This window comes from Amycolatopsis magusensis, assembly GCF_017875555.1.
Taxonomy (GTDB): domain Bacteria; phylum Actinomycetota; class Actinomycetes; order Mycobacteriales; family Pseudonocardiaceae; genus Amycolatopsis; species Amycolatopsis magusensis.
Genome location: NZ_JAGGMS010000001.1, coordinates 7,747,775 through 7,767,785 on the forward strand (window position 1 = coordinate 7,747,775; position 20,011 = coordinate 7,767,785).

Below are 20,011 nucleotides of genomic sequence, written 5' to 3' on the forward strand. Positions count from 1 at the left end.
GCCTCGAAGCGGAGAACGCCGTTGATCGCCAACCCGCCGATCATCCCGGTCGCGGGCTCCTCTGGCCAGTACCGGCGAAAACCCAGCGATTGCTGGCCAGCGCGTCGTTCGGTTCGGGGCGCGGCCCGCGGCCGTGACGCCGGGTGAAGTCGAACGGGGTGTGGACCGACGTGGTCCAGCCCCGGCTTGACAGGTCCTGGGCGGAATCCGGCCGTGGTTCCCGGTCGAAGAGGGCGAGCAGGTCCACGCCGATCTGCTGCTTGGTCGACGAGTACACGGGATTGTCGCGGACCTCCGGCTGTTCCCAGCCGACCTTGACCTCGTACGCCAGCGTGCCGCCCGCCGCGGACAACCGGTCCACCGTGTCGATGAGGCCGCGCTCCGCGAGGTTCGGCAAGTAGAGCAGCACCCCTTCCGCCAACCAGGTGCACGGCACGGCCGGATCGAATCCATTGCCGAGCAAGGCTTCGGCCCAATCGGCGCACAGGTCGGCGCCGATCGGCCTGCGCACCACCTTCGGCGTGGCACCCAGACCGTCGAGCACCTCGTGCTTGAACGCGAGGACCTCGCCCCGGTCGACCTCGAAGACCGAGCAGCCGGGCGGCCAATCGAGGCGGTAGGCGCGCGTGTCCAGTCCCGCCCCGAGCAGGACCACCTGACGTGCGCCGGCGCGGGTCGACTGAAGCAGGTGATCGTCGAGAACCCTGGTGCGCAGCCCGAAATAACGCCCCAGCCGGCCCCACAGCGGATTCGCTTCCCCGTCCGGCACCTCCTCCGGCCGCACTGGCCAGCCCGCCGAACTTCGCGCGCCACGCACAAAATGCTCCGCGTAGACGTCCTGCGCGAGGGCGTCGGGGCGACGCGTTTCGATGGCACGGGCCGCGGCGACCATGAGAGCGGTCAGGCCGACGCCTCCGTCGACACCGCTGTGCGCGGGCTCTGTGCTGACCACGTCTCCTCCATCTCGCCGAGACGTACCCAGGTCTCCGGCCGGTCATGGGTGGTGGTGCGAGCGCCGTACAGCACCCGCATGAAGCGGAGGATTTCCTCGTCCCGCAGGTGCAATCCGGTGGTGCAGTCGGCCAGAACCGTGATGTGGTAACCCTTCTGGAACGCCGTGCGCGCGGTGGAGTCCACGCAGACGTCGGCGTAGAGCCCGGCGAACACGAGGTGCTCGGCGCCGCGCCGGGCCAGGTGCTGCTCGAAGCCGGCGCCGAGGAACGCGTCGAGGCACGCCTTCTTGGTGAACACGTGCTCACCTGGCGCCGGGGAGACGGCGTGGAACTCCGCTCCCCAGGTGCCCTCCAGGCACTTCGGCGGCTTGCCCCGGGCGGCGTCCCGGCGCCGCCAGCTCGGCGGCTGGTATTCGACGTCGCCGAGGAACCGGACGAACACCACCTCCGTGCCGTGGGCCCGCGCCGTGTCGACGGCGCGGGCCGCGTTGGCGGCCACGGTCCGCAGTGTGGCCAGGTCGCCGCCGTACCGCCCGGCGACGACCTGGCCCGCGCAGAAGTCGTTCTGCAGGTCCACCACGACGAGCACCGTTCCCGGTCTCACCCCGGCACCGGCTCGGCCTGCGGCTCCAGCACGTCGAGCAACGCCTCGACCAGGGCCGTGGTCGAGTGCTGCCCGCCCGCGTCCGCGGTGGCGGCACCCTCGCTCCAGATCGTGTCGAGGGCGCGTTCCACCGTGCGCACCGCGTTCGCGCAGCCGCCGTGCCGCTGCGCGATGGCCGCCGCCGCGCGCACGGTCGCCACCGGGTTGACCGTGTCGCGGCCTGCCAGGTCGTCGGCCGAGCCGTGCACGGTCTGGTACTCCACCAGCCCCGACACCGCGGGGTGCAGGTGGGCGTTCTCGGTGAAGCGGTTCTCCTGGCGTTCACCGCCGAGCTTGTCCAGCAGCACCACGTGCATGATGTCCGCCCACTCGTTGCTCGCGATGACCAGCGTCCGCGCGGGCAGGCCCTGCTCGATCAGGTTGCGGTTCACCGTGTCCGGCTGGCACAGCCGGATGTCCACCCCGTGCCGCCGGGACAACGCCGTGACCCATTCGTCGAGCGCGCCGTCGAGCAGGTGGAACTTGTAGGCCATCAGGACCTGGTCCGCGCCACCGTCCGGCCAGTGCCGCCGGGCCCGCCGCAGGGCGAACGCGACGATCTCGCCGGTGATTTCCCGGCTGAACTCCATGGTGCGGGTCACCACGCCCGGGGTGTGGCTGTTCTCGCCGGTGTAGAAGCCCTGTGCCTCGTCGCGCACCAGCAGCAGCGAACTGTCCTGGCCGTCGATCAGGTCGACCTTCACCGCCCGCAACCGCTGGCGCACCAGGTACAGCGACTGCGCGTTGATCGCCGTGCGGAACACCGCCTCGGTGCCGCGGGCCGCCAGCGTGCGGCAGAAGTGCTCGTAGTGCTCGGCGTCCTCCTGGGTGTGGCGGCGGATCCGCTCGACGCTCTCGGCGCGCAGCGAGACGTAGGAGTGGTAGGCCCGGGGCGAGCGCACGACGTCGAACTCGACCGCGTGCAGTTCGCCGAGGCGGCGGAGCACCCGTTCGAACACCTCCGCCAATTCAGGACCCGTTCCGCGGCCGACCGCGAGCCCCACAACCGGATTCGGCATAACGGTCAAGCCCCGGCCTGCCCCACGAGCCGATCACCGGCGATACCGGCTTTGTCCGCGCGGTAGTAGTCCTCGATTCCCTGGACCCATGCGGCCACGGTGATCTCGTCCTGGGCATTGGGGCCGAAAGCGTCGAAAAGCGCTTCGATGTTCGCACGCTCGAAACCGATGGCCGTCATCAGCGCGAGGAAAACGGGCCGTTCGATGAGCCCGTCGCCGTCCGGGTCTCCCAGCGCGGCGAGCGAAACCGCGAAGTCCTCGATGGTGGCCTCGAACCTCTCCGGCGACAGCACGCACGCGGAGTACTCCTCGAAGGTGATTCTGTTGTCCTGGTTGACGTCCAATTCAAGGGCGAGAGTGGCCCAGTACCGCCGGAACGCCGCCCGCATGGCCTCCTTGCTCGCGGTACCGGAACCGCTCGCGGCCTGCACCACGCGCTCGGCCATGATTTCGAAGTCCTCGGCGCTGAGGTAGCCCGAGCCGTCGGCGTCGAAAAGGTTGAAAACGAGCTGGACCCGGTCGATCGCTTCCGCGCGCATTGATTGGTGCCTTTCTTCGCAGCCTGGACGAGCAGGCGAAATCCGCTTGAATAGCGGCCGGTGAATACGGCCTCACTATGCCAGACGGGGCACCTCCTGCCCATGGCGGAAACGGGCATCACTGGAAAGGGTGAACTCACGCAGGTCCGCCCGCATTACGACAAATGAGTACCGCGTTCGGCTGGTCGGGAGAACGGCCCGGTGCGGCCCGGGCCACGGCACACTCTCGGTCTCACCACCGCGGCCGCGCATCCCCCCGACCGGCACTCAACCGCCCCGAGGCGAACTCTCCACGAACCCACCGTGACAACAGGAAATTCGCATTTGGGCGAGTTGCGCTCAAGCGCACGGGCAACACGATCCGCAGGGCAGCGCGACCTCCCTACCATCGGCGATGCGCTGGCCGTCCTCGGCTGGACCGCGGACACCGCCAACGAGGATGACGCCGGTGCCGCGCTCGACCGTCTCGCGTCATGCCTGGCCAACGGTCCGGTCATGATCGGCCCGGTCGAACTGGGACACCCGCGGTACCAGCCTGGCAAGACCGGGCCCATCGGGCCGACCACTATCTCGTCGCACTCGCCCCGACCTACGACGAACTCCGGGCGGCCCTCGAACACCAGTCGTGACCGCGCGTGCCGCCGACTCGGCATACCGCGATGGGACCGACGCCCCACCAAAATCCGTTGTGTCCTCCCGGCTGACGCCCGGATTCCAGCAATCCTCGCGCAGCAGCCGTCGCAAGTGCATGACACCGCAGCCAATCCCATTACGCCGGCCTTCGCCGAGGGAGAACACATCGCTCGCCTGCGGCACCCTCTCCCCCTGCACTTGCTCAGGCGGCATGTTGGCCGGTGAGCCGACCACCGTAGAACCACGGGCCAGCCTGGCCGGTCGCAGCCCGCTCCCGCCTTGATGGGCTCACACGCTACGAGACAGTGTCCGGCTGGCTGCACCGCATGGACGTCGTCGCCAAGCTGGCCCACCTCTCGCAGCAGCCGGAGCTGGGCCTCTATCGACCACCCGCGTTGTTCTTAGACTGGTGGGATGGAGGACATCGAGGCGATCGCGGTGCTGCAGGATCCGGTCCGGCGGCGGCTGTATGAGTACGTGGTCGCCCAGGACCACGAGGTGAGCCGGAACGAGGCGGCCGAGGGCGCCGGGATCCAGCGCACGCTGGCCGCGTTCCACCTCGACAAGCTTGTGGACGCCGGGTTGCTCGTCACCGGGAGTCGGCGGCTCACCGGGCGTTCGGGTCCGGGTGCCGGTCGCCCGGCCAAGCTCTATCGCCGGTCCGGTGCCGAGCGACACGTGTCGGTTCCGGCGCGGGACTACCGCACCGCCGCCGACCTGCTGGCCGAGGTGGCGGACGGCGCCCGGCTGGATGTCGAGTTGCGGGCCGCCGCCGCGCGGGAGGGACGAGCCGTGCGGGCCGCCGCTGGACCGATCGAGGACCTCGACGCGGTGCGGGCAGTTCTGTCCGCGCGCGGCTATGTGCCGCGCACGGACGCGGACGGCGCCGTCCTTCGCCTCGTCAACTGCCCGTTTCACGTCCTTTCGGAGCAGCATCCCGCACTGATCTGCGGCATGAACCTGGCCCTGCTGGAAGGTCTCATCGAGGGAGTCGAGGGGCTGCGGGCCTATCTGGACCCGCAGCCCTCGATGTGTTGCGTCGCCGTCGCCGCTTCTAAAAATAGTGATGATTGACTTAGAGAGACAGGGGTGGTGAGGTGAGTGGCATGACCGGACACCACCTCGCCCAACTCAACGTGGGCACCCTGAAACACCCTCTGGACGACCCGCGCACGCACGGCTTCACCTCGATGCTGGACACCCTGAACGCCGTCGCCGACCGGGCGCCCGGGTTCGTGTGGCGGCTGGTCGGTGACGAAGGCAACGACGCCACCGAGGTCCGGACCTCGCTCGGCGCGGACGTCATCGTGAACATGTCGGTCTGGGAGAGCCGCGACAGCCTGTGGGACTACGTCTACCGCAGCGGCCACCTGGACGTGCTCCGGCGCCGCGCCGAGTGGTTCGAGCTGCCGAAGACGGCGTTCCAGGTGATGTGGTGGATTCCGGCCGGCCACATACCCACTGTCGACGAGGCGGTCGAGCGGCTGCAACTGCTGCGCGCGTGCGGGCCCTCCCCCAGCGCCTTCGGATTCAAGGACAAATACAGCGCTGCCGACGCGGGCCTCGTGGTCATGGCCGCCGATGCCACGACCACGGTCCAGACCACCGGCTGAGAGCACCCAGCAACCAGCACCGTCCGATTACACAGCCGCAAAGCCGGCGCAGGGGCGATCAACTTCCAAGCCGTTGCTCGAGCGGTACTGGAACTTCACGAACGGCCACGACCGATGACTCGAGACCCGCAGGCACTCGCCGCACTGCGCCATATCCGCACGCCGACGCGGCAGCCTTCCGATTCGAGCGCACCGCGGTGCCGAGGACCCGTCTGGGATGGCGTCGTTCATTCGAGTGAGGTTGACGTGCGCGGCGGGCGTCATGGCTCACCCTGAAGTGAAGGGTGCATTCCGGTGATTGGATTCTCGCTGACAACAGGCGCAAGCACCGGCCCCTACAGCTCACTTGACCCTTGGGCGGCGGAAAGCTCCGCCAACGGGTATCCGGCGGCGATGACCGGTCGCAGGCTGCCGGGTCCGCACCCGATCACCCGGCCGAGCGGCCCGACCTGGCCAGGATGTTGTTCCTCGACCCCCACTCCGACTGGCCTGCCGCGGCGGCGTGCGCCGTGGCCGTCCTACGGGTGAGCACCGCAATACTTTCCGACGACCGCCAGCTGATCGGAACCTCGGCGACAGCGCTGAATTCGCCACCCTCTGGGCCGGGCAGGGTGCGCTGATTCGACGCATGAAATTTCCTCGGATTTGCTAGGCCATTTCCTTGGCCCTGCGGCACAGCATTCCAAAGGTCCAGTCGCGGCAGTTATGTCACTTCGCGTGAAATTCGCCCGCACGGACAAGATCGAGTTGTCACTTGTTCCAGGTGCCCCGGTTACGCCCGCACCTGGGCCAGCACGTCGAGGTAGTGCGGGTTGTACGTCACGCCGAGCACGTTGCCGAAGGGGTCGAGCACCGACGTCGTGGGTGACGATCCGGCAAACCCGTCATCTCCCCAGGAATGGAACGCGGAGAAGCGGCCTCCGACGAGGATGGCCGAGGTCATGGTGCTGACCACCTTCGACAGCGACGAGAACTTGCTTCGCGCCCTGCGTTCGGGCGCCACCGGTTTCCTTCTCAAGGACACCCCACCAGGCCGGATCGTCGAAGCCGTCCGCCAGGCCGCGGCCGCAGCGATCGGCCGGGCTCCTTTGCGGTATCGAAAGCGAACACCGGTGGCGGGGCCAAAATCGCACCGGCGGTGCCTGAGCGTGACCGCGGCACCTGAAAGGTCGAGTCCCCAAGGGATAAAGGAGCAGGGGAAACCATGACCTTCGGTCGTTCCGGCGACCCGCGAGACGGTGACACTGTGTGACGACCATGATCCGGCAGGCGGGCCGACTGGGCCGGAACCGGTCGCCGGACACAATGCGTTGCCGTTCCCCGCGACGGACGCCGACCACGGAAATCGCGACCGGACGGGCTGGATCTCGAATACGCCCCCTGGAATCCGGTGTGCGGCGCCGGACGGCGAAGCCACCGGTCAGGTGAGCGAACCGGCGCCCTTTCGCCCTGCCTCCACCGGGGGAACGCGGAATGGTTACCGCCAAAGGGAAATTCCCTTTTCACATGGTTCCCGCCCCGGCACTCGTTGGGCTGACTTACCCGCTCGAACCTTGTAGTGACGTGACCGGCGCGGAGAAACTCATGAGGTGCCCCGTTTTGGCACGGCAACACTCAACCGGAAGGTAAAAACCCATGCAGGACAACACGATGCAGCCTGCTCAGGCCGCGGAGGGCCGGGCGGACTACGAGCCGCCCGCGCTGGCCAAGTACGAAGCCCCGATGATGTGCAATGTGGGCGGATACGCGTACCTGACTACTGGTTGCGGATTCAACTTCTTCGAATGGCCCGCACAGCACAGCAACTGCGGCTCGTGGTGACAAGGTTCGAAGCGGACAGTCATCGTCAGAGCTGGTATTTGATCCTTCCGGATACGGATGCCGCTCTGGCGGCGGCTGCCGCGTTCAACACCCGCGCACTGGACGTGCTCCGCCATCCTTCCGGGCGGCCCTGGCTGCTCGGCCGGTGGCGGCGCGACGACCTGGCGCTGTTCGCCGGCCCGGACTGCTCGGTGGCCATCTTCGGCGAAGCGTCGTCGAGTGCGCGCGGCCTCGCGAACCGGCTGGTGGACTTCCGCGGCCTGGCCGACGCCGACCAGCTCGGCGCCCGGATATCGGGCAGTTACCATTTGCTGGTTTCGGTCGGCGGGAAAGTGCGGGCCCAGGGAACTCTTTCGGGCCTCCGGCGCGTTTTCCACACCACGCACGAGGGAACCACACTCGGCTGCACGCGCTCGGACGTGCTGGCCGAACTCGTCGACGCCGCGCCGGACGAAGAGTTGCTCGCGGCCCAATTGATGGCGCCGGGAGTTCCCTATCCGCTGGCCGATCAGTCCGTCTGGCGGGGTGTCCACTCCGTTCCCGAAGACAGTTACCTCGTGCTGGACCAGGACGGCCGCGCCAAGGTGAACCGCAGGTGGACTCCGCCCGATCCGGTGCTGGCGCTGCGGGACGGGGTACCGCTGATGGCCGAAGCCCTCAGCGACGCGGTGTCCGTGCGGACCCAGTACGGCGGCATCGTCAGCGCCGACCTGTCCGGGGGAATGGACTCGACGTCGTTGTGCTTCTGCGCCGAGCGGGGTCCGGCGAGATTGGTGACCCTGACGAGGCTGAGCACCGACCCGGCGAACGACGACGGAACCTGGGCCAGGGAAGCCGCCGCGCAGCTCGACAGCGATGAGCACCTGTTCGTCCACCCGGACGAGCTGCCCGGTTTCTACGCGGGGCTCGCGCGAGCGGGCGAGGACATGGACGAACCGGTCCTCACCGGCCGCGTGCGAGCCGAGTACGAAGTGGTCGCGCGATGGTTGCGGGAGCGCGGTTCGCGCGTGCACATGTCGGGCGAGGGAGGCGACCAGATCCTCCAGGGCCGTCCCTCGTTCATGCACACGATCGTGCGCGGGTCGCCGCTCACCGGGCTCCGGCACACCCGGGGGTATCTCGCGCAGAACCGGTGGCACTGGCGCTCGACCATCCGGGCACTCGCGGACAACCGCAGCTTCGGCCAGTGGCTGGCCGACTCGGCGGCCGACCTCTCCCCGCGATCCTCCCACGACAAGGAAGCGCAGCTGGGCTGGCAGGCGCCGCCGCAGCTGCCGCCCTGGGTCCTGCCCGAAGCCGTCGACAGGTTGGCTCGCCGCCTGCGCGGCGAAGCGGGCCGGGCGTCGCCCCTCGCGCCGGAACGCGCGCAGCACAGCGTGCTCTGGACGATCCGCGCGGGCGCCAGACTGGACCGGCACCTGGCCGAGATCACCGCCGCCCATGGCGTGCCGATGAGCTTCCCGTTCTACGACGACAAGGTGCTGGAAGCGGCGCTGGCCGTACGACTGCACGAGCGCGCCGATCCGGCCACCTACAAGCCGCTACTCGCCGGGGCGATGCGGGGCATCGTCCCGGACGGCCTGCTCGGCCGCAGCACGAAAGGCGAGTACGGGGCAGATGTCCGGGCCGGCTTGTTCGCCCGGCGTGACGAACTCGAGGACCTGGTGGACCAGCCCGTGCTGGCCAAGCTCGGCCTGATCGACGCCGACGCGCTTCGCCGCGCCTGCTTCACCCTGCTGCCGCCACACCTCACCGTGGCACGGCTGGAATCGACGCTGCTGCTCGAATGCTGGCTTCGCGCCCACACCGGAAGCAGGTTCTCACCGGTGGCCCGCGCGGTGTCGGAGGTGAACTCGTGAGCCTTCCCGTCTCCCTGCACGCACGCGATCGTCTGCCGTGGTATCGCGCCGTGCCGGTGAAAACCGTGATCGCCATCGCCCACCTCATCGGCAGAACGCGGCCCCGGACGATCCGCCGGGTCCTCCGGTTCTGCGCCCGCGGTGCCCGGCCCGCCAACCACCCCGACGCCGAGCGGGCTCGGCAACTGGTGGTGAGCGCGAGCATCCGGTGCGCCGGAGCGGGCTGCGTGCCGCGGTCGATAGCCACTGCCCTGCTCTGCCGGATCGGGGGCACGTGGCCCACCTGGCAGAGCGGCGTGCGCCTCAACCCCTTCTCCGCACACGCCTGGGTCGAAGTGGACGGCCACCCGGTCGGCGAACCGGCCACCACGCTCGAGGTGAAGCCCTTGATCACGGTGCCGGCCGGGAGCAGGCCACCACCACCAGAAGCAGGCGAGGCCGGCACACACGAAGGCAAAACCGGAAAAGCACTCGATCGGCAACTCACCCAGAGGTGGATAAGGCATGTCCCTGGAGTTGGAAAACAGCGTCAGCCAAGCGGAAACCGACGGCGGTCTCGCGCTGCTCGATGAGCGGTCCGGGCAGTACTGGCAACTGAACGAGACAGCGGGCCTGGTACTCCGCTTGCTGCTCGGAGGGGCGAGCGAAGAAGAAGCCGTCGTCGAACTCACCAACCGGTACCAGGTGGAGCCCATCCAGGCGGGCAACGACGTCTGTTCCCTCGTCGCTTCGCTGAAGAAAGCAAAACTGGCGAGGTACGCGGGCCTGCCCGCCGGGCGGACGGACTGAGGAGTGATCGAGGTGGAACAGGTACGGACTCCGGTCGCGGAACTCGATCGGCGGCTCTCGGAAAGCCGCCCCTTCGGGAACAGCACGGACATCCACGAGAAGTTCGAATCGGTGCAGGCGCACTGGCTCGCGCGCATGGGCAACGGCATTCCCGCCGCCGCCGAACTGGCCGACCTGGTGGGCCAGGCCGATCCGCGCCAGCGGTACCGGACGCTCGGGGACACCGCCCTGCGGTCGGTCATCGTGCGGTACATCGGGCGGGCAGCGGCCGGGGCGGATCCAGCGACCATGCCGGACGAGGACGACGAGGTGCTCCGCCAATCGATCGAGCAACTCGACAAGGGCCATGCGCGATGCCTGCTCGCGGGCGACGACACCGCGGACAACCGGCTGGGTGCCGACGACCACCACGGCTGGGTCTGGCTGGCGGACACCTTCGAAACCGCTCCCGGGCGAGTGACCAGGGAGGTACTCGCGAGGTACTCCCAGATCCCGCTCGACGCCCCGGCCCCGGCCGAAGTGGGCATGCTGCGGAAAGGGGTCCGCCTGCTCGAAACCCTGATGCCCAACCTCGCCAGGAGCGCCTTGGGTCACACCCACGTCGCCGCCGTCATCGCCCCGCTCGGGCACTGGGCCGACATGCGGTCCACCTCGCTGATCCAGGTGGGCGGCGGGATCTTCCTCGGGAAGCCCGCTCTCCGGAACCCGTGGGTGGCGGCGGAGTGCTTGCTCCACGAGTCCGTGCACCAGAAGCTCTACGACTTCCGGCACGGCCACACCCTGCTCGCGCGGGACTTCGCCGCGGAAGACCTGGGGCCGCAGCCGTCTGTGGTGGTGCCGTGGCGATCACCGGGAAGTGGGCGGGAAAACGCCTGGGACACCTTCCGGGCACTCTCGGCCGTGCACGTCTACGTCCACCTCGCGGTGCTGGGAAGCGCGGCGGAGGAACGGGAGGCGGAACTGGCGGAGGAATTCGGCAGCCTGAGTGACGCGCAACCACGGATGGTGACCGCGCGCACGGCCGCGGAACGGGCGCACTTCCTCGCCGAAGGGCTCCGCGAGTCCTGCTGGGACGAACTGGGCCCGGCGGGCCGGCTCCTGATCGACTGGCTGCAAGCCACCCTGGAGGCCCACGACCCGTGCCCGCCTCCGAAGGGCGCCGACCTGCACCTGCTGATGGACCGCTACCTCGGCGAAGCAAGGACGGTGGCGGCCCGGAGCCTGCCGGCCGAGTTCACCGGGAAGCTGTCCCTGCTGATGGCCGACGAGATCGCGGCCGTACAGGCGATACTCGTGATCGCCGGGAGCGAGCAGGCGAGGACGCAGTTCGAGCAACGGATCTCCCGTCTGCCACGGCACGGCAGCGAAACCGGATTCGTCGAAATGCGGACCGTGATCGCCGATTCCCTGCGGAACCTCTCACAGGACGGCTATCGCCTCATCCCGGCGGGCGGCGACGACGTGCACCAGACGCTGCGGAAGATGATCGACGACTCCAGCAACCGGATCGCCGTGGAAATCCTCAGCTGAGACAGGTGCCGGACACCCGGTGAGCCGCCGCGGCCGCACCCGGCGGCCTTGGCATTCAAGCGCCGGTGGTGAATCGCGGTTCGCCTGGATTTCGACGATCTCGAAGTAGTGATCCCAGAACGGCGTCTCGCGCAACGCTTCGACGACCAACTGGAAAGCATCGTGGAAGATCTCCTCCCAGAGTGCTGGATGGTGGCCACACGATGCGGTGGCGCAGGCCCCGCTCAGGATTCCTCGACTGGGCCGGTCGGGTTCCCGTTAAGGTTTCGGTTCACCGTGTATCGAAACCATAGAGGGTTTCGATACACGGTGTCTAGTTACTGGACGTGCAGCGAGCAGGCGCGAGGCTGTCCTGCGCGCCGTCGACGATCTGCTGCTTGAGGTCGGCTACCTGGCAATGACCTCGAAGGTGAGAAGAGGTTCCCGCACGACGAGCATGCCGGCCCGTCGCGGGGGCCGGTGAACCTCAGCACCTCAGCCGTCGACCGTGTCTTTCGGGCTGACTTCCGCCAGGAAACTGCGGGCCAGCTGGGCCGGGTCGAGCCGGGCCGGGTCGCGTCCGCTGAGCACCCAGAAGAACATCGGCCCGATCAGCAGTCCGGTCGCCCGGTCGTGATCGGCCCCCGGAGCGGTCCGGGAGACGACGGCCCGCGCGGTGTCGCCGAGGATGTCGCGGCCGGCGAGCAGCGCGGCGACCTCCGGGTCGTGCTGCGCCTCGCCGAGCAGCGCCCGGTAGGCGGCCCCGGCGTGCGAGCGGGTCAGGAAGTGGCGCAGTGCCTCAAGGTAGCGGGTCACGTCCTCGAGCGGGTCGTCGACCGGCGGGACGGTGAGCTCCTCCTCGGCGTCGAGAGCGCTCGCCTCGAACAGGATCTCCGCCTTGGTCGACCACCAGCGATACAAGGTCATCCGGGAGACCCCGGCCAGCTCGGCGATGCCCTTCATCGTCATCGCCGCGTAGCCCACCTTGACCAGCAGGTCATCCACGGCCCAGAGGACGGCGGCCCGGGCCGGTTCGCTGCGCGGGCGGCCACCCCTGTCCCGTTCCTCGCCCATGGGCATAGCGTAACCTCCGGGTTTCGATACACCGTGCTATGTAACTGGCAAGGAGTGCCATGCGCAGGCTCAGCGACACGTTCCTGACCGAGGCCGTCGTCACGCAGGCCGGCCCGCTCGGGGGCCGGATGCGGGCGGTCACCCTGGGCGGTCCCGCGATCGCGGGCCTGAGCGCCAGACCCGGTCAACAGGTACGGATCCAGGTGCCCGCCACCAACCGGTTCGTCGACCGCCTCGGCGGGATGCTGCGGACGTACTCGATCTGGGAGTACGACGGGGAGAGCCTGCAGTTGCGCGTCTTCGACCACGGCGACGGGCCCGGTGCGCGGTGGGCCCGTGAGGCCCGGCCAGGCGACGTCGTGCGCTTGATGAAGCCGCAGGGCGACTTCGTCTGCCGGCCCAGCGAGTACCACCTGTTCGCCGGGGACGAGACGGCCTCGGTCGCGTTCGGCTCGATGATCCGCGGCCTGGCCGGCGACGCCTCCGTGCACACGGTCGTCGAAGTGGACACCGAGCACGAGCAACTGCCGCTGCCCGGCGACACCATCTGGCTGCACCGGCGGGGCCGTGCCGCGGACCGGTCGAGCGAGCTGGCCGCGGCCGTCGCCGCGCTCGACCTGCCCGACCGCCCCGGCACCGCCTACCTCGCCGGGGAGGCCGGCACCGTTCAGCTGATCCGATCCCACCTGGTCCGCGACCGGGGCTGGAACCGCCGCGACGTGCTCACCAAGCCGTTCTGGGCGCCCGGCAAGACCGGCATGGACTGACTTGAGTTTTACAGGCGGTCCGAATAGAAGTCGGCGAGCCGATTGACCGCCGCATCGACGTACTCGGGCTCGTCGTACATCTCGTAGTGGCCGGCCCCCTCGATCACCATGAGATCGACCGGATCGGGTGCCAGTTCCCAAAGCCGCATGCCGGACTCGTAGGAGCCGGTGTTGCCGATGCGTCCCGCGAGGATGACCTGCAGTGGCTGGGTCATCAGCTGATCGACCAGGTGATACGCGTCGTAGCCCAGAAGCAGCGAGTCGCTGCGCGAGAGGCGGCGGTTCGTCGAGTGCTCGTTCCTGCCCCGCTCGGTGCGGTAGAAGGTGATCGCCTGGGTCGTGTCGATATCGGTCAGCCCGACCGCGGCGGCATCCTCCAGAGTGTCGGGCAGCCAGTTCACACGGGTCAGCTCACCGGCGCGGGTTTCCTCGAGACGCGCGTCGGCCAAGGCATCGAGCGCGGCCGCCGGGCCGTCCGGCTGGAACCCGCGGAACGCCGTGCCTATGTTGCTCGGCACGACCGTGCCGACCGCCTTGATGCGGTGGTCCGTGCGCGCGGTGTGCACCGCATAGCCGCCGCCGGCGCAGATGCCGAGGACGCCGATGCGCTCCGGGTCGACGCCGGGGATCGTGCTGAGCGCATCGATGGCGTAGGAGATGTCCTCACCGCGGCGGTACGGGTCCTCGATGTCGCGGGGCTCACCGCCGCTCTGCCCCTGATGGGCGGGGTCGAACACGAGCGCCGCGATGCCCCGGGCGGCGAGACGGGAGGCGTAGTTCGCGCCGATCTGCTCCTTCACGCTGCTGCCAGGAGTGGAGAGCACCACCGCACGCAGCGGTGCGGCCCCGCCGGTGTTTTCGGGCAGGTGAAGGTCCGCCGCGAGCTCGATCGGCCCGCGCGGGATCCTGACGTGCTGAAGCACCTGGTGACACCTTCCGCGTATGGTTTGTTCGACAGTCAATCAGTCCGAAGTGCTCGTTAGTGCATTATTGAACTAGTTCAGAACTGTACCACCTGAAGGAAGGGGCTCACGTGTCGGCTGACGCCGCCCAGCTGTGGACGCTGAACCACCGCCTGCTGACCGTCGTGATGGACGCCTGCAGCGCGGAACTGGCCGCACTCGGACTCGAGACGAAGGAGTTCTTCGTGCTCGCCGAGGTTGCCGCGTCGCCGTACCCGGCCGAGCTGGCGGCGACGCTGATGATCCCCAAGGCGAGCGTCACGGTCTACGTGCGCAGCCTCGTCGCGAAAGGGTTCCTGCGACGCGAAATCGACGACGCGGACCTGCGCCGGCATCGACTGGTCCTGACCACCGAGGGGCAGGCGGCGCGCGACCGCGCGCTCGCAGCACTCGCGACGGAGTTCGACCGCAGGCTGGCGAAGATCGAACCTCGCGATCGCACCGAACTGCGGCGCATTCTCCTAGCCCTGCTAGAGCCCGCGCAATAGCTCTTCTTCCCCGCGCGAACGGGGGTGGTCCGTCGGCGAGGCGGTGCAGGAACAGGACCGCCTCCGTCTTCCCCGCGCGAGCGGAGGTGGTCCATGTGACATGGCCCGACTCGATGCACTCCTATCGTCTTCCCCGCGCGAGCGGGAGTGGTCCCGGCAGCCCGCCGAGGACGGTGCCTTCGTCGTTGGTCTTCCCCGCGCGAGCGAGGGTGATCCATCCACGTAGGTTCCCGTGACCTCGCGAAGTGTGTCTTCCCTGCGCAAGCGGGGTGCTTCCGCTGGCCCAGCGCACCACGCATGGGCGGGCATGGCCGGGCCCGCCATGCGTGCTCCGGCTTGGATACGCGGCGCGGGTCCCGGGGACGTCGTAGGTGAGCAGGCCGGTGCTGCCTCGGCGGCCTTGTCCACCGCGTCTTGGATCCAGGGCAAGGTGACCGAGGAGGGGCTGATCGCTGGGGGAAGGTCACCGTGATGCAGGTCGGCGTCTGCTGATGGGCCGGGGCCTCGGCAGTCGCCCAGGACAGCCCCAATCGTCGCGCACTCCCCGCCGGCGGCGGTGACCAGATCACCGATGTCATGCGGGTGACTCACCGCGACCTCCGGCGCTGCGAGCAAGCCGACCGCCAGGGTGCCGCACAGGCCGCAGCCGCGGTCCGGCTTCGCGGTGAACTCGAGCAATGCGTGACCGTGGCCCGCGGTGGACACGCCGGGCAGCAACACGATGTCGACCTCGTCGCTGTGGCACAGGGGCCGACTGGGTGACCGAAGCGGCGCCCGCGGTGAGCGCGGTGCCCGTGACCGCGAAACCGGTGGATGTGAGGCAGCGTGTATCGCGAGGCGCAACGCTGCACGCGAATTCGGACGTGCCCAGCGAGCACCGATCGTCGCCTACGTCGTGAAGGTCGCTCCGAGCTGTTCGGCAGCCGAAGGGCAACGCCGAAGACCCGGTCTGGAGGCGGCGGCGTTCGTTCGAGTGGGGTTGACGTGCGCGGCAGGCATCAGAGTCGGCACGGCCGCACGATAGAGGCCGGGCCATCCACGGCCCCCAGAGAAGGGGGACACGGAACATGAGTACGACAAGGCGAACCTTGCTGGGTGGGTTGCTGGCTGCCCCGCTGCTCGTGGCGCTGACGAAGACAGCGTCAGGGGATCCAGTGCGGGCCGGGTGGGGCACGGTCTCGCAAGGGTGGGTTGAGCTCAGGAAAACGCAGGAAGGTCACGACGCCCTCGAACGGGTGGGCGCCTCAATCGAGCCCATAGCGCCGGCCACGCTGGTGGTCAGCGACGCGGGCAAGGCGGTGCGGTTCCCCGCGCGTGCGGCGACCGGTGACCCGTCGCTGACGAATCCCTCACTGGCGCAGGGTCAGGGCCAGGTCGACGGCGGCCTGATCCTGCGGACCTCGAACGGCGAGTTCCGGCTCGCTGAGCTCGACGCCGGTCTGGAGAACGGTGTGGTGTCGGCGAAGTACCGGCTCGACGACGTGGAAGCCGGAGTGCTGCCCATGTTCCGGTGCGCACTCGAGGAAGGCACGCTGCTGGCCGAACCCGCCCCGCCGGGTCAGCCGCTGGAAATCCGGCTGGCCGAGGTGCCCTGCCGCCCGACTCCCGAAGCGCTGCAGGCGCTGGAAGCGATGCTGGGTTCGAAGGTGTTCACCCCGGACACCGTGGTGGCGCGCTTGAACGCCGCCGGCGTCTACACCCCGCCCGCGGCCGCACCGATACCCTGAACGGGGTCCTGGACGTCGCTGCCGAAGCGGCGCCGGCGCCCGGTGTACTCGGTGATCGCCGAGCGCAGGTGGGCGTAGGCGAACTCGGGCCAAGGCACGGGATCGAACACGAATTCGGCGTAGGCGGCGTGCCAGGGCAGGAAGTTGCTCAGGCGCTGTTCACCGGAGGTGCGGATGAGCAGGTCGACCGCGGGCAACTCCGGTGCCGCCAGACGGCCGGCGACCGCGTGCATGGTGATGTCCTGCGGGAGAATCCGTCCGGCGACCGCCTCGGCGGCCAGTGCCCGCGCGGCACCGACTATCTCGTCGTGGCCGCCGTAGTCGGCGAAGACGTTGAACACCAGGCCGCGGTTGTTCGACGTCATGCTTTCCATCACCGCGAGCGCGGACGCCAGCGACCGCTCCAGCCGGTCACGGCGGCCATGCCAGCACACCCGGACACCGTGCCCGTGCAGCCACCCCATCCCCCGGGTTACGCCCTCGGCCATCATCTCGAACAGGGCGGCGACATCCTCCGGCGAACGGTTCCAGTTTTCGGTGGAGAACGCGAACACGCTCACTTCGGCGATCCGCAGCCGCAGCGCGGAATGCAGCAGCCGGAGCACGGCGCGCAGGCCGGCGCTGTGCCCCTCGGCGGCGGGCAGACCATGGTCGGCGGCCCATCGGCGGTTCCCGTCGAGAATCACCGCCACGTGCGCCGGCGCCGCCACCACCGGCTCGGGATCGCGAGGCAACCGTGCGCCGGTGGCCACCGCAGTGTCGATGCCCTCCGCCAGCACCTGCGCCCCCAAGTTGCCTGCCTCCTCGAGCACGAACTCCACGCCGAGAAGGATCGTGTGCAGGAAAGGCTGGCAGTCGATGCGCACCATGCCCGCCACCGGCGCTGCCTGCCGCAGCAGTTCCCATGTCCGGCCGACCTGCGAATCGACCAGCTCGCCGAGCACCTCGCTTCCCTCGCCACGGTAGAAATCTTGGGCTTCCAGGCCGAGTCGGGCCAGGTCGTCACCGGGTAGGTAGCAGCGGCCGTCAGCCAGATCGACCGGGAAGTCCTGCAGGATGTCGGCCAGCTGGCACGCCTCGCCCAGCAGCGACATCAACGAGGCCGCCCGTGTGTCGTGCGGATCGAGCAGCGGTGTCCACAGTTCGGTGACCGTCCCGGCCACCCCGCGCAGGTAGCGGCGCTGGTCGGCGAACGTGGCGAACCGAGGTGGGACGGCGTTGTCGGCGAGGGTGGTCTCCAGCAGTTCCCGCAGCAGCTCGATGTCGAGATCCCAGGTGCGCATGGTGTGCACCAGCGCCCGGCGCAGCGGGTGCTCGGTGCGACCGGCGCGCACGTCGGCGAGCGTTTCCGCGCACCAGCGGGTCAGCCGCTGCCGCCGGTCCGCCGAGGGATGGTCGTCGGCCAGGCGATCGGTCCACACGGCGAAGGCGTTCAACGCCCGCAGATAGGGCCGGACGGTGTCCGGCAGGGCTTCGCTCGCGGTCCACATCGCTGGGTGGAACTGGGCGACCCGCTCGCACAACCGGTACGACCTCCGCAGTTCCGGTGTCGTGGCATTCGGCCAGGCCCCTCGCGCTCGCGTCACCAGCGGAAGGTAGCGCCGACCCCTCGTCACCATATTCAGCGATGCCGCGTTTGCCGGGACACGGGCGAACTGGCGCAATTGAAAGATTCGGTCAACTGGTCAACGCCCAGCCTGGCTACCACACCACCTGCCGCCGTCGCTTTCCGGCATCGTCACCGCGCCCACCGCGAACCCGCTCCAAAGGGATCGATCTCGTCTCGATCGGGTTGTCTCGCGCGACCGCGCTCCTGTACGTCGAGCGCGCCCCGGAGGCATGCCACCGCTCACTCGTAACCGCCTGCGTGCACGCACAGCATGGCCTGCCAGTCACGGACCTCCGCCCGGACCAGGCCACCCTCGACCAGTAGCCGGGCTGCAACTCGGGGTGGGGAGAGCCCACCAGCTATCCATGCGCGTGACAGGGGTGGCGTCGCGCCCGTCGCGCAGGACGCGCCTGATCCGGAAGAGGAACGCCGCGGTGCCGGCCGCTCCTTGCATCCAGCCGACCCCCGGTGGCAGCAGCGGTTCCGGGGCGAGGTGTTCGATGAACCGCCAGTAGGCGTGCGGTCCGTCCTGCACCGCGCGCTCGACCAGGGTGTCGGCCAGGTGCACGGCGAACTCGAGGTCGCCGGTGCGGCCGAAGCGCTGCCAGGAGTCCAGAAACACCTCACCAACGCCGGTCGTCCCGCAGCAGCGCCCGTCGTTGTCCCAGAAGCCGGGGTGCCCTCTGGCGGGCAGGCCAGAGGTACGAGCGCTGTGCAGGCATCGGCGATGCCACGCCAGAGGCGGTTCACCCGCGACGTCCTCGACTCCGGCGAGATCGAGTGCGAGGAAGAGCAGCGAGGTGCCGGCGGAGCCGTGGCACCAGTTGTAGGTGTAGACATCCTGGCCCGGTCTGCTGGGGATGGTGCGCGGCACGACAAATCCCCCGCCGTCGGCGCGGCCCAGCGTCACCAGATGTTCCGCGCCGAGGGCGGCCGCGCCGGTCAGGTCCGGCCGGTCGAGTTCGGAGCCGGCCAGGGCGAGGGTCGCCGCGATTCCCGCGAGGCCGTGCGAGAAGTTGGGCATCTCCCTGGCCGGCTCGGCATGGAACCGGTGCGGTACCCAGTGCCAGTTGACCCCGGTCGGCACCTCTTCCCGGTCCGCCATCAGCACGCCGGCAGCCTGCGCACCGAGGTCGCCGGCGTTGGCCAAGCCCGCGCGCCGGGCCCACAACGCGCCGAGCAGGATCCCGGCCGTGCCGAGAGTGGCATCGTTGACCAGGGCGCCGGGCAGGAAACCCGGTGGCCCAATGGCTGTTTGCGGCCAGCCGTCCCGGGTGCGCAGCGCGATCAACCGGTCGACGGCCGCCTGTGCCCCGGGAACCTCGAGCGCGGTCAGCACGCCGATGGAGCTGACCAGGCCGCCGAAGAGGCTGCAGTCGATCTCGTCCTCGATTCGACCGATGAGCCGTTCGACGATCGCCTCCGCGACACCCCGTTCCTCGGCCGTCCAATCCCGGGCGAACCGAATCTCGGCCAGTACGTAGGCCAGCCCACCCACCCCGCTGTACATGGTGTCGCGGTACTCCGAGATTTCCGAAATTCCCGCCGACTCGGGAATCCACGGCCCATCGTCCCAACGCACCTGATCCAGCACCCATCGCCACGCGGCTTCGGCCACACCGCGATACCCCTGCGCGCTACCCGAGATCACCCGTCGATCATCGCATCCGCGCGGCGGGCCCGAACAGGTCACGCCACTGCTCGTCAGATATCTCGTGGGGCCGCCGCTCAGGCAATCTCGGGACGTACACGGACCACCGCCACCCAGTCGAGGCCGGCACCCGCTCCATCACATTCCGCTGCTCGTCGCAGTCCGCCAGCAAGACGAACCACCACGCGGGGAAACCGTCGCTATCAGCCACGATCGCGGATCAACCGCTCGTCAGAGCCACGAGCCGACCGGGAAATCGGGCCACGTTTGCTTTCCATAATCAGGGAACCGGCGATTTCGACTCCACCAAACAATTCAAACCCCGTTTGCGCCGTGACCGGCCGCGCGGTGCAGC

At 69.1% G+C, this 20,011-nt stretch carries 20 protein-coding genes; 10 read left to right on the plus strand and 10 right to left on the minus strand.

All coding sequences use genetic code 11. The annotated features are described in order from the left end of the window. Positions 1-40: 40 nt before the first annotated feature. The 4 genes from JOM49_RS34535 to JOM49_RS34550 are packed head-to-tail and all read right to left on the minus strand — an operon-like array spanning position 41 to position 3,154. Positions 41-952 (minus strand): class I SAM-dependent methyltransferase, encoded by a 912-nt coding sequence (locus JOM49_RS34535; RefSeq protein ID WP_308158968.1) that lies wholly within the window; start codon positions 950-952, stop codon positions 41-43. Then, a complete protein-coding gene (locus JOM49_RS34540; protein WP_209668345.1) occupies positions 901-1,557 on the minus strand; it encodes a cysteine hydrolase family protein in 657 nt (218 codons plus the stop codon). Before JOM49_RS34540 ends, JOM49_RS34535 begins: the two co-directional genes overlap by 52 nt. Continuing rightward, positions 1,554-2,615: an isocitrate/isopropylmalate family dehydrogenase gene (locus JOM49_RS34545; RefSeq protein WP_209668346.1), complete on the minus strand. Its 1,062-nt coding sequence runs from the start codon at positions 2,613-2,615 to the stop codon at positions 1,554-1,556. The genes JOM49_RS34540 and JOM49_RS34545 overlap by 4 nt, the downstream gene beginning before the upstream one ends. A 5-nt stretch (positions 2,616-2,620) precedes the next feature. Continuing rightward, positions 2,621-3,154 (minus strand): EF-hand domain-containing protein, encoded by a 534-nt coding sequence (locus tag JOM49_RS34550; protein ID WP_209668347.1) that lies wholly within the window; start codon positions 3,152-3,154, stop codon positions 2,621-2,623. 1,047 nt (positions 3,155-4,201) lie between these two features. On the opposite strand from JOM49_RS34550, the gene JOM49_RS34555 reads away from it, so the two are divergent. Both JOM49_RS34555 and JOM49_RS34560 read left to right on the plus strand, forming a co-directional pair. Beyond that, complete coding sequence (locus JOM49_RS34555; RefSeq protein ID WP_209668348.1) at positions 4,202-4,861, plus strand: helix-turn-helix transcriptional regulator; 660 nt, start codon at positions 4,202-4,204, stop codon at positions 4,859-4,861. A gap of 32 nt (positions 4,862-4,893) precedes the next feature. After that, positions 4,894-5,400, plus strand: coding sequence for a DUF3291 domain-containing protein (locus JOM49_RS34560; RefSeq protein ID WP_209668349.1), 507 nt, complete (start codon positions 4,894-4,896; stop codon positions 5,398-5,400). A gap of 772 nt (positions 5,401-6,172) precedes the next feature. On the opposite strand, the gene JOM49_RS34565 is transcribed toward JOM49_RS34560, so the two are convergent. Then, positions 6,173-6,403, minus strand: a complete 231-nt coding sequence (locus JOM49_RS34565) for a hypothetical protein (protein WP_209668350.1) — start codon at positions 6,401-6,403, stop codon at positions 6,173-6,175. A 632-nt stretch (positions 6,404-7,035) separates the two neighbouring features. Here JOM49_RS34565 and JOM49_RS34570 point away from each other — a divergent pair. From JOM49_RS34570 to JOM49_RS43465, 5 genes are read left to right on the plus strand one after another with little or no spacing between them, the layout of a single operon-like run. Further along, positions 7,036-7,221 carry a hypothetical protein gene (locus JOM49_RS34570; RefSeq protein WP_209668351.1) on the plus strand — a complete coding sequence of 62 codons (186 nt, stop codon included), beginning with the start codon at positions 7,036-7,038 and terminating at the stop codon, positions 7,219-7,221. Positions 7,222-7,259: 38 nt separating this feature from the next. Continuing rightward, positions 7,260-9,080, plus strand: coding sequence for an asparagine synthase-related protein (locus JOM49_RS34575; protein WP_209668352.1), 1,821 nt, complete (start codon positions 7,260-7,262; stop codon positions 9,078-9,080). Next, positions 9,008-9,652 (plus strand): lasso peptide biosynthesis B2 protein, encoded by a 645-nt coding sequence (locus JOM49_RS34580; RefSeq protein ID WP_209668353.1) that lies wholly within the window; start codon positions 9,008-9,010, stop codon positions 9,650-9,652. Before JOM49_RS34575 ends, JOM49_RS34580 begins: the two co-directional genes overlap by 73 nt. After that, positions 9,585-9,869 (plus strand): lasso peptide biosynthesis PqqD family chaperone, encoded by a 285-nt coding sequence (locus JOM49_RS34585; protein WP_209668354.1) that lies wholly within the window; start codon positions 9,585-9,587, stop codon positions 9,867-9,869. The genes JOM49_RS34580 and JOM49_RS34585 overlap by 68 nt, the downstream gene beginning before the upstream one ends. A 12-nt stretch (positions 9,870-9,881) precedes the next feature. Then, positions 9,882-11,399 carry an aKG-HExxH-type peptide beta-hydroxylase gene (locus tag JOM49_RS43465; protein WP_209668355.1) on the plus strand — a complete coding sequence of 506 codons (1,518 nt, stop codon included), beginning with the start codon at positions 9,882-9,884 and terminating at the stop codon, positions 11,397-11,399. Here the strand turns inward: JOM49_RS43465 and JOM49_RS34595 are convergent. Then, complete coding sequence (locus JOM49_RS34595; protein WP_209671959.1) at positions 11,289-11,630, minus strand: darcynin family protein; 342 nt, start codon at positions 11,628-11,630, stop codon at positions 11,289-11,291. The genes JOM49_RS43465 and JOM49_RS34595 overlap by 111 nt on opposite strands. A 243-nt stretch (positions 11,631-11,873) precedes the next feature. Then, entirely contained in the window at positions 11,874-12,452 is a 579-nt protein-coding gene (locus JOM49_RS34600; RefSeq protein WP_209668356.1) for a TetR/AcrR family transcriptional regulator, read from the minus strand. Positions 12,453-12,511: 59 nt separating this feature from the next. Between JOM49_RS34600 and JOM49_RS34605 the strand changes: the two genes are divergently transcribed. Continuing rightward, positions 12,512-13,219: a siderophore-interacting protein gene (locus JOM49_RS34605; RefSeq protein ID WP_209668357.1), complete on the plus strand. Its 708-nt coding sequence runs from the start codon at positions 12,512-12,514 to the stop codon at positions 13,217-13,219. A gap of 8 nt (positions 13,220-13,227) precedes the next feature. Here the strand turns inward: JOM49_RS34605 and JOM49_RS34610 are convergent, their stop codons facing one another. Beyond that, positions 13,228-14,142 (minus strand): alpha/beta hydrolase, encoded by a 915-nt coding sequence (locus tag JOM49_RS34610; protein ID WP_209668358.1) that lies wholly within the window; start codon positions 14,140-14,142, stop codon positions 13,228-13,230. Between the two features lie 110 nt (positions 14,143-14,252). Here JOM49_RS34610 and JOM49_RS34615 point away from each other — a divergent pair, with 110 nt between their 5' ends. After that, positions 14,253-14,669: a MarR family winged helix-turn-helix transcriptional regulator gene (locus JOM49_RS34615; protein ID WP_209668359.1), complete on the plus strand. Its 417-nt coding sequence runs from the start codon at positions 14,253-14,255 to the stop codon at positions 14,667-14,669. A gap of 1,235 nt (positions 14,670-15,904) precedes the next feature. Then, positions 15,905-16,396, plus strand: a complete 492-nt coding sequence (locus JOM49_RS34620) for a hypothetical protein (RefSeq protein WP_209668360.1) — start codon at positions 15,905-15,907, stop codon at positions 16,394-16,396. Here JOM49_RS34620 and uppS read toward each other — a convergent pair. Next, the gene (uppS, locus tag JOM49_RS34625) at positions 16,363-17,982 is read right to left on the minus strand and encodes a polyprenyl diphosphate synthase (protein ID WP_209668361.1); all 1,620 of its coding nucleotides are present in this window, start codon (positions 17,980-17,982) and stop codon (positions 16,363-16,365) included. The genes JOM49_RS34620 and uppS overlap by 34 nt on opposite strands. A gap of 306 nt (positions 17,983-18,288) precedes the next feature. Beyond that, positions 18,289-19,623: a lanthionine synthetase LanC family protein gene (locus tag JOM49_RS34630; protein WP_308158969.1), complete on the minus strand. Its 1,335-nt coding sequence runs from the start codon at positions 19,621-19,623 to the stop codon at positions 18,289-18,291. Positions 19,624-20,011 lie beyond the last annotated feature (388 nt).